We start from the raw sequence: 8,247 nt of genomic DNA, 5'->3' as shown, positions 1-8,247 counted from the left end.
CCCACCGGCACCCCGACCGCCCGGTCCCCGACCGGCCTCGCCGCCGCCGCGACCGCCGCCGCCCGGCGCCTGCCGTCCGTTCCCGGGCCGCGACGACGACGGGTCGCCGCCGCCCGGACGGGAGTCCGACGGGCGCGAGCCCTCCGGCCGTCCACCGGACGGACGCGACGGCCCGACCCGCGTGGGCGTACGGGGACGGTCCAGCACCCGTCCGGGCAGGTCCGGACGGACGGACGGGCGGCGCGGCTCGTCCGTCCCGGGCCCGCTCGGCCCCGGCCGGACCGCCGGGACGAACGGCGGCACGCGGAACGGATCGTCCTCGGGCTCGTCACCGGGCTCGTCCGCCGGCTCCTCGGGAGTCTCGGGCGGCTCGGGATCCCCGGGCAGAACCGGCGCGTCGGGCCGCTCGGGGTCGCCCGGAAGGCCGGGGTTCTCGGGAGTCCGGGGCGTCTCGGGCGGCTCCGGGGCACCGGGCAGGTCCGGCTCGGGGTCGGCGGGCAGGCCGGGGTTCTCGGGCGTCCGCGGCGTCTCGGGCGGCTCGGGATCCCCGGGCAGAGTCGGCACCCAGGGCTGCTCGGGCGGAGTCGGCACCCAGGGCTGATCGGGCGCGCCCGGCCCGTCCGGACCACCCGGCTGACCGGGCGAGGCGGGCCCTCCGGGGAAGTCCGGCCGCACGGGCGGGTTCACCGGCTCGTCACGCTGGGGAACCTCAGGCCGCGGAAGGTCGCGCTGGGGAAACTCCGGCGGACGGCCACCGTCCTGCGGCGCATCCTCAGGCTGAGGGACGAACGGAGGAGCCACCGGGTCAGGCAGCACAATCGGCTGCCAAGACCCGAACCGGTCCGGCGAACCCTGGCCACTCTGCTCGCCCTGCCCGTCCACACCGCCCCGGCCGCCGTTCTCCCCGGGCTCTCCTTGCCCCTGCTGCTGCCCCTCTTCCTGTCCCTGTCCCTCCTGGCCTTCCTGGCCTTCCTGTCCCCCTTGCTCCTCCTGCTGCCTTTGCTGGCTGTTGTCGTTCTGCAACTCCTTAAGACCGGGCCAGAGCTTTTCTTCGATCTCCTTCGCCCCCTGCAAACGCGACTTCGCTTTGTTCAGGAGGCGTTCCAGCTTGGCGACCGAGTCCGCATCGCCCCGCCGTCTGGCGTCGCTCAGCTTCTTTCGGAGGTCCTCGACGGCTTCCAAGGACGTCTGCAGTTCGTGCCGGTTCCCACGCGGCGTTTCGAGCCACGCCTGATAGGACGCGTAGCCGATTTCGAGGGCGCCCTTGACGTAGGTGAAGGCAGTCTCCCACTTCGGGTCGAGAATGCCGTTGTTGCCGGACTTCTGGTTCTTGTCCCAGGAGCGCTCGAGCGTCTTCTCGACGCCCTTCTTCCAGACGTATCCGGGCTCCGTCGGAGCCTGACTGGACGAGATCCACATCAGGAACCGAGTCCTCAAGTACAGGATCCAGTCTTCAAGATCGCTCGCCGGACCGTACCGTCTCGGACGGTCGCCTCCCTCGCCCGCGGCGGTTTGCCCGTTGGTGCCCGACTGCGGGGCGTCCGGCCTGGAGGGACGCGTCGGCTGCGGCGCCCAAGGCGTGTTCGGCACCTCCCAGGGCGGCGGGGTCCCGGGTGCATCCGGCCCCGCCGGTGCGCCGGGCCCGGCCGGTTGGCCGGTGCCTCCGGTCGGCGGCATCGGCGAGTTCGGCCTCGGCGCCGTCGGGCGCGGCTTTGGGTCTGGTGCCGGACGTGGGTCCGTCGGTGGCCGGACGACCCGGTCCGGCGGGACGAACGGGGGCCGGTCGGGGGCGCCGTCGTCCGTTCGCTTCGCCGCTCGGCGCGGCCCGGTCCGCCGGCTCTCCGGCCGCTGCTTCGGCGTCTCGGGCCGCGCCGCCTCCGGCGCGCTCCGCCGCGGCCGCTGCACATACGGCCCGCCGTAGCGCTCCCGCATCTCCTCGATCTGCTGCCGGATGTCCGCCGGATCGACCCCCGGCACCTTCTTCCGGGTGCCGTTCGAATCGCAGTCCAGCCGGTTGTAGTAGTTGCCGTAGGGCGGGCAGTACCGCCACGGCTCCGAGCCCACCGCCGCATGCGCGGGCGCGGCCGTCATCGCGTCGTAGGCGAGTCCGCCCGCGGTGGCGAGGAACAGTCCCCCCGCCAGCGTGAGCCCCGCTCGCATCGAGTGCTTCATGGACGCCACACCAGCCGTCCGGCCAGGTGTCCGGCAACAGACCGGACACCCCGAACACCCCCACCAGCCCGGCATCACCCAACGTTCACCTGCCCGACACCACCCCGCCACCCACCCCCACCCGCAGCCCCCACCACCGAAGGCCGCCACCCGAACCCCACCCCCGGCATCCGCCGGACAGAGCCCTGACCTGCCCGGACACCCCCGGACACCCGACCAGAACCACACCCGGCAACGAGCCGAGCACCACACACTCAGCCACACCGCCCCCGCCAGCAGCCGACCGGACCGCCCCGTTCACCCCACCCTTCAGCAACTCGGTCCTCAGCCACGGAGAGCACACCGCCGGCGCCCGAGTTCCGCGACCACTACAACGCGGCGTCCCGGCAAAACCTCGACTCGCTCAAGAGAAGGCGTTCTCGTCAGGGTAGAGACGGCCCCACCGCGGCCAACACTTCCGCAGGACCGGCGGACTGTCCTGGTGGCGAGGCCAAAGCCGCAACCGATAGGAGTCGTTGATCACCGTTCCACGGTCCCCGAATCCGCGTCCAGAGACCCGCATGCGGTATAGCCCGGGCGGCAACGACGTACTGGCACTCCTCACGCTGCCATTAGAAGGTTCGAACACGATGCCGCCTCCTGGCGCGTCGAAGTCGATATCAACCTCGTGGTCCCAGTCGGCAGTGTCGGCCGAAGACGGTTCGCCACCCCACATCTCGACCCGCATCGGCGTTTCCCAGTTCCACTGCCCCGGCGTGAGCAGGTCGATGCACCCACGGGAGGAACCTACATAGCGTTTGGCGTCCAATGCGTCGTCTAAGGCATCGTGGAAGACGTTTAGTTCCTCGGGATCGTCAGGCCACTCGATGTGGGAGTAGATGTAAATCTGACCATAGTCGGCGGCGACCACGAGGTCCTGTGCGCTCGTCATCTCAGCGGCAGCTCGCCTTCGTCTTCACCATCGACCCGCACACCGCCGGGTTCTCACGAGACGATCTCCTCCACACCCTCCGGCAATACGGATACGGCGAGATCACCACCTGCGACGCGATGCGGCCGTTGCACACCTACCCCGTCTTCGCCGCGCCCAGATCACCGGTCACCACCTACCGGACCTCCTGCATCCGCTGCGAACCACACGTCGCGGAACACCTGGCCGCCACCTCACTACGGATCCACGTTCCCGCCGACGACGGGCCGGAAGGACGCGCGTACATCGATGCCGCGATCGACACCCTTGACCGAGTCCTGAACTCCCTGTCCTCGCCGACCGGCCGGAATACCCTGCCAGGGTGACCACCGCATCAGGCCTCGACATCCAGCAGTTGCACGCCGACGCCGACCGCGGGGGCACGCCAAACTCGTGGTCGGTGCCATCGTCCACACCGATGGGCGAGTGCTCATCCTGCGCCGTTCCGCCGAGGACGCCTTCATGGCCGGCATCGAAGAACTCCCCTCCGGCGGCGTCGAGCCGGGCGAGGACCTCCTCGCCGCACTCGAACGCGAACTCGCCGAAGAGATCGGCTGGACCGGACCACTCACCCTCGACCCGGGCTTCGTCGCCCACTTCGACTACATCTCCGGCTCCGGCCGCAAAGCCCGCCAGTACACGTTCGGCCTCGCCCACCACGGTCGGCCCATCACCCTTAGCAGCGAACACACCGCCCACCGATGGCTCCATCCCGCCGACCTGAACGATTTCGAAGTCACCCATGAGACCGCTCGAACAATCCGGGACTGGGCTGCCCTATGACGTCGGCCATCGCGACGAGGTGTACCTGGCCGCAAGCCGCAAGCTGACCGAACAGCTCAAGTAGGCCGCAGAGGGGCTTATAAATGTCTCTCGGTGCTGGTCCGGGACGGACTGTGTCGGCGAGTAGGGGTAAGTCTCGCGGACGAATGACGGATAAAAGATCTTGAGGCCGGTCTCCTGGGTGGAGATCCGGCCTCTGATCTGGCGGTTTCTGTCGGGGTGGCGGGATTTGAACCCACGACCTCTTCGTCCCGAACGAAGCGCGCTGCCAAGCTGCGCTACACCCCGGTTGGTGGCTGCCCGGGAGTCGTACGTTTCTCCCGGCGCCTAGACCACTCTAGCGGATGCGGAGGGGTGGTGCGTCCGCTTTTAGCGGGGGACGAGGGTGAGGAGGGAGGCTTCGGGAGGGCAGCAGAAGCGGATGGGGGCCTTCGGGGAGGTGCCGAGGCCGGCGGAGACGTGGAGCCAGGAGCCGCGGTGGCGGTGCAGGCCCTTGACGCGGGGGCGGTCGATGCCGCAGTTGGTGGCGAGGGCGCCGTAGAAGGGGACGCAGACCTGGCCGCCGTGGGTGTGGCCGGCGAGGAGGAGGTCGTAGCCGTCGGCGGTGAAGCGGTCGAGGTTGCGGGGTTCGGGGGAGTGCATGACGCCGAGGTGGACGTCGGCCTGGGGGTCGACGGGGCCGGCGATCTTGTCGTAGCGGTCGAGGTCGATGTGGGAGTCGTTGATGCCGCCGAACTCGATGTCGAGCTCGCCGACCTTGAGGCGGCCGATGCGGTTGTTGAGGTCGAGCCAGCCGGCGGCCTGGAGGGACGAGCCGAGTTCGCGGTACGGGAGGTCGGGTTCGCGCTTCTTCTTGGCGTAGTCGGACTTGCTCGTGCGCCAGACGTAGCGGAGGGGGTTCCTGAGGACCGGGGAGAAGAGGTCGTTCGAGCCGTAGACGAAGACGCCGGGACGTTCGAGGAGGGGGCCGAGGGCGTCGAGGAAGGCGGGGATGGCGTCGCGGTGGGAGAGGGTGTCGCCGGTGTTGACGACGAGGTCGGGTTCGAGGGCCTCGAGGGAGCGGACCCAGCGGATGAGACGGGAGCGGCCCGGGGTGAGGTGCGCGTCGGAGATGTGCAGGATCTTCACCGGGGGGCGGCCGGGGGCGAGGACGGGGACGTCGAAGCGGCGCAGGCGGAACCAGTTCCGCTCGATCACCGAGGCGTACCCGAAGGTCGCGGCGCCCGCGCCCGCGAGGGTGAGGGGCACGGAGTACTTCTTTTGCACGGCTCTCCCTTCTCTGGTTTCCATGCTTCCAGACATGGGCGGCGCGCGGTAATCCCGATGAGAAGGCAGGTGCGGGGCGGGCAGAATGTGACCATGACCCTGAAGGAGAAGCTGGAGACCGACCTGTCCGCGGCGATCAAGGGGCGCGACGATGTGCGGACGCGCACGCTGCGGATGGCGCTCACGGCGGTGAAGAACGAGGAGGTCGCCGGCAAGCAGGCGCGGGTGCTGTCGGACGACGACGTCGTCAAGGTGCTCACGCGGGAGGCGAAGAAGCGCCGGGAGGCGGCGGCCGCGTTCGAGGACGCGGGGCGGACGGAGTCCGCGCGGGCCGAGCGGGACGAGGGCGTCGTGCTGGAGGAGTACCTGCCCGCGCAGCTGGGGGACGAGGAGCTCGCGGCGCTGGTCGCGGACGCGATCGCCGAGTCGGGGGCCGCAGGGCCGCGGGCGATGGGGCAGGTCATGAAGATCGTGAACCCGAAGGTGGCCGGGCGGGCCGAGGGGGGCAGGGTCGCCGCCGAGGTGAAGCGGCAGCTCGCCGAATGAGAAGGGGCCCGGCGGATGCCGGGCCCCCTTTTTTCAGTCGCGTCTGCCGTTGCTCACGTAGAGGATCACCGTGCTGCCGGGGGCGGCCTCGGTGTCCGCGGCGGGCGACGAGGAGACGACCGTGTTGCGGGGGCGGTCCGAGGTCGCGGGGGCGATCTGGACCTTGAAGCCCGCGTCCTCCAGGGCCTTGCGGGCGTTGTTCAGCGGCTGGTTCGCGACGTTCGGGACCTGGGTGGTGTCGCCGAAGTGGCGGGACGGGGTGCTGAAGCCGGGGGCGGGCTCGCCCTGCAGGGCCTCGCTCATGCTGCGCTGCCAGATGGCGCCGGGGGTGTCGGCGCCGTAGACGCCGTAGACCTTGTACTGCCAGGGGCCGCGGAAGTCCCAGTAGGCGACGGCGGCGGCGAGGTTCGGGGTGTAGCCGGCGAAGTCGGCGCAGGTGTGGGCCTCGCAGGTGCCGGTCTTCGCGGCGGACGGACGTCCGATGTTGCGGCCCTTCGGGGTGCCCTTGCTCATGTTCGCGTTGAGGATCGAGTTGACCTTGTCGGCGACGTCCTGCTCGACGACCTGCTTGCACTCGTGCTTCGGCAGCTCGACGCGCTTGCCGGTGTGGTCGACGATCTCGGTGACGGCGAGCGGCGCGCAGTACTTGCCGCGGGCGGCGAACCCGGCGTACGCGGCGGCGAGGTGCACCATGTCGACGTCGTTGACGCCGAGGACCTGGGACGGGACGGGCAGGAGCGGCTGACCGTTGCCCTGCTTCATGCCGAACCGCTCGGCCATCTTGACGGAGTTGCAGAGGCCGACGCGCTTCTCGAGCTGGGCGTAGAAGGTGTTGACGGAGCCCCAGGTTCCGGTCTTGAGGTTGAAGGTGCCCGCCTGGCTGTCGCCCGCGTTGGAGACGGACGGCCAGGTGCCGCCGCCGAGGAGCTCACCGTTGTACTTCTTGCCCTGGTACGTCCCGTAGTAGGGGCATGCCTTGAAGCCGCTGATCGACATCGTCTCGGGCGACTTGATGCTGGTGTTGACCGGGATGCCCTGTTCGAGGGCGGTGGCGAGGGTGAAGACCTTGAAGGTCGAGCCGGCGGAGACGCCGGTGCCGCCGCCGTGCCGGGTGTCGGCCGGGAGGTTGATGGTGGTCTTGCCCTTGCCGGGGCCGAAGTGCTTGCTCAGGCCGATGGCGCGGACCTTGCCGGTGCCGGGCTCGACCATGGCCTCGGCGCCGACGCGGTTGCCCTCGGGGTCGACGATCTCCCGCAGGGCCTTGTCGACGGCGCGCTGCTTGTCCATGTCGAGGGTGGTGCGGACGGTGTAGCCGCCGCGGTTGAGCTTGTTGACGATGGACTGCTGCTCCTTCGCGTCCATCTCCCAGTACTTGCCGTCGGCGAGGGTGTTGAGGACGTCGTACTTCGCGTACTCGCAGAAGTACGGGGCCTGGCTCGTCTGGCAGCCGCCGACGGGCTCGGTGGGGTTCAGCTCGACCGGCTTGGCGGCGGCCTGGTCGGCCTGGGCCTTGGTGATGTGCCCCAGCTCGGCCATCCGCTGCAGGACGACGTCGCGCCGGGCGCGCGCGTCCTTCGGGTTGCGGTGCGGCTCGTAGGCGGTGGGGTTCTGGGTGATGCCGGCGAGCAGGGCGGCCTCGCCGAGGGTCAGCTTGGACGCCGGCTTGCTGAAGTAGCGCTTGGACGCGGCCTGCACGCCGTACGCGCCGCCGCCGAAGTAGGCGATGTTGAGGTAGCCCTCGAGGATCTGGTCCTTGGACATCGTCTTCTCGACCTCGAGCGCGTAGCGCAGCTCGCGGATCTTGCGGCCGACGGTGGGGGCGGTGACCTCCTTGTACTCCTCCTGCGTCTGTGCGCTGTCGACCAGCAGGTTCTTCACGTACTGCTGGGTGAGGGTGGAGCCGCCCTGCGTGGTGGTGGAGCCGACGTTCGAGGCCAGTGCGCGCATCGTGCCCTCGATGTCCATGGCGCCGTGCTCGTAGAACCGGGAGTCCTCGATGTCGATCATCGCCTGCCGCATGATGGGGGCGATCTGGTCGAGCCGGACGGACTCGCGGTACTTGTCGAAGAAGGTGGCGAACGGCTTGCCGTCGGCGTCGTACAGCACGGTCTTCTCGGACGGCGGCGAGGTGTTGAGCTCGCTGTCCATCTCCTGGAAGTTGTTCGCCGCGTCGCGCGCGGTGATGCCCGCGCTCCCGACGCCCGGCAAGGCGACCAGGGCGACCAGTACGCCCGCGACGATGCCCGTTCCCAGCAGCTTGATCAGCGTGGTGAGGGCCTTACCCCGATCCGAATTCGCAACGCGCACGCGCTCTAGGGTACGCGGGACGACAGGTGCATACGGGACACGGCCGCCGCGGGTTCGGTGTCCGGCACGAGAAGTTCCGCCCGTTCTGTGGTCATCGTGACAACCTGGGCGGTGTCTCGCGCGTCAACTAGAGGTAACTAGTCCGTTCCGGCGGTATGGCCCTGGAGGGCTATATCGAGAATGGGCCCATCGGGGACTGTTGA

Annotated in this window: 6 protein-coding genes, 1 tRNA gene and 1 pseudogene; 3 read left to right on the top strand and 5 right to left on the bottom strand. The window is 69.7% G+C overall.

The genetic code is table 11. The features are described 5' to 3' along the window. Nucleotides 1–2,172 (bottom strand): annotated as a pseudogene (locus H505_RS47755) (hypothetical protein); the annotation flags it as partial. A gap of 403 nt (nt 2,173–2,575) precedes the next feature. After that, complete coding sequence (locus tag H505_RS0117075) at nt 2,576–3,103, bottom strand: hypothetical protein (RefSeq protein WP_026402968.1); 528 nt, start codon at nt 3,101–3,103, stop codon at nt 2,576–2,578. On the opposite strand from H505_RS0117075, the gene H505_RS0117070 reads away from it, so the two are divergent. Next, the gene (locus H505_RS0117070; protein WP_026402967.1) at nt 3,091–3,468 is read left to right on the top strand and encodes a hypothetical protein; all 378 of its coding nucleotides are present in this window, start codon (nt 3,091–3,093) and stop codon (nt 3,466–3,468) included. The two genes, H505_RS0117075 and H505_RS0117070, sit on opposite strands and share 13 nt — an antisense overlap. Nucleotides 3,469–3,535: 67 nt before the next feature. Further along, complete coding sequence (locus H505_RS42425) at nt 3,536–3,925, top strand: NUDIX domain-containing protein (RefSeq protein ID WP_169528835.1); 390 nt, start codon at nt 3,536–3,538, stop codon at nt 3,923–3,925. Between the two features lie 214 nt (nt 3,926–4,139). Here H505_RS42425 and H505_RS0117060 read toward each other — a convergent pair. Together H505_RS0117060 and H505_RS0117055 are read right to left on the bottom strand one after the other, a co-directional pair. Then, nucleotides 4,140–4,213, bottom strand: a tRNA-Pro gene (locus H505_RS0117060). Between the two features lie 81 nt (nt 4,214–4,294). Continuing rightward, nucleotides 4,295–5,215, bottom strand: a complete 921-nt coding sequence (locus H505_RS0117055; RefSeq protein ID WP_051300789.1) for a metallophosphoesterase — start codon at nt 5,213–5,215, stop codon at nt 4,295–4,297. A gap of 69 nt (nt 5,216–5,284) precedes the next feature. Here H505_RS0117055 and H505_RS0117050 point away from each other — a divergent pair, with 69 nt between their 5' ends. Continuing rightward, a complete protein-coding gene (locus H505_RS0117050; RefSeq protein ID WP_026402965.1) occupies nt 5,285–5,737 on the top strand; it encodes a GatB/YqeY domain-containing protein in 453 nt (150 codons plus the stop codon). Nucleotides 5,738–5,770: 33 nt separating this feature from the next. Here H505_RS0117050 and H505_RS42420 read toward each other — a convergent pair whose 3' ends face one another. After that, a complete protein-coding gene (locus H505_RS42420) occupies nt 5,771–8,044 on the bottom strand; it encodes a transglycosylase domain-containing protein (RefSeq protein WP_051300788.1) in 2,274 nt (757 codons plus the stop codon). Between the last annotated feature and the right edge of the window lie 203 nt (nt 8,045–8,247).

The organism is Actinomadura rifamycini DSM 43936 (genome assembly GCF_000425065.1).
Classification (GTDB): domain Bacteria; phylum Actinomycetota; class Actinomycetes; order Streptosporangiales; family Streptosporangiaceae; genus Spirillospora; species Spirillospora rifamycini.
Note: the sequence above shows the minus strand (reverse complement) of the source record. Positions and strands in the feature narration are given on the sequence as shown.

What these genes read in the sequence shown, in the direction of transcription:
- H505_RS0117055 (WP_051300789.1), bottom strand. Translation starts at nt 5,215, where the DNA reads ATGGAAACCAGAGAAGGGAGAGCCGTGCAAAAGAAGTACTCCGTGCCC.
- H505_RS0117050 (WP_026402965.1), top strand. Translation starts at nt 5,285, where the DNA reads ATGACCCTGAAGGAGAAGCTGGAGACCGACCTGTCCGCGGCGATCAAG.
- H505_RS0117075 (WP_026402968.1), bottom strand. Translation starts at nt 3,103, where the DNA reads ATGACGAGCGCACAGGACCTCGTGGTCGCCGCCGACTATGGTCAGATT.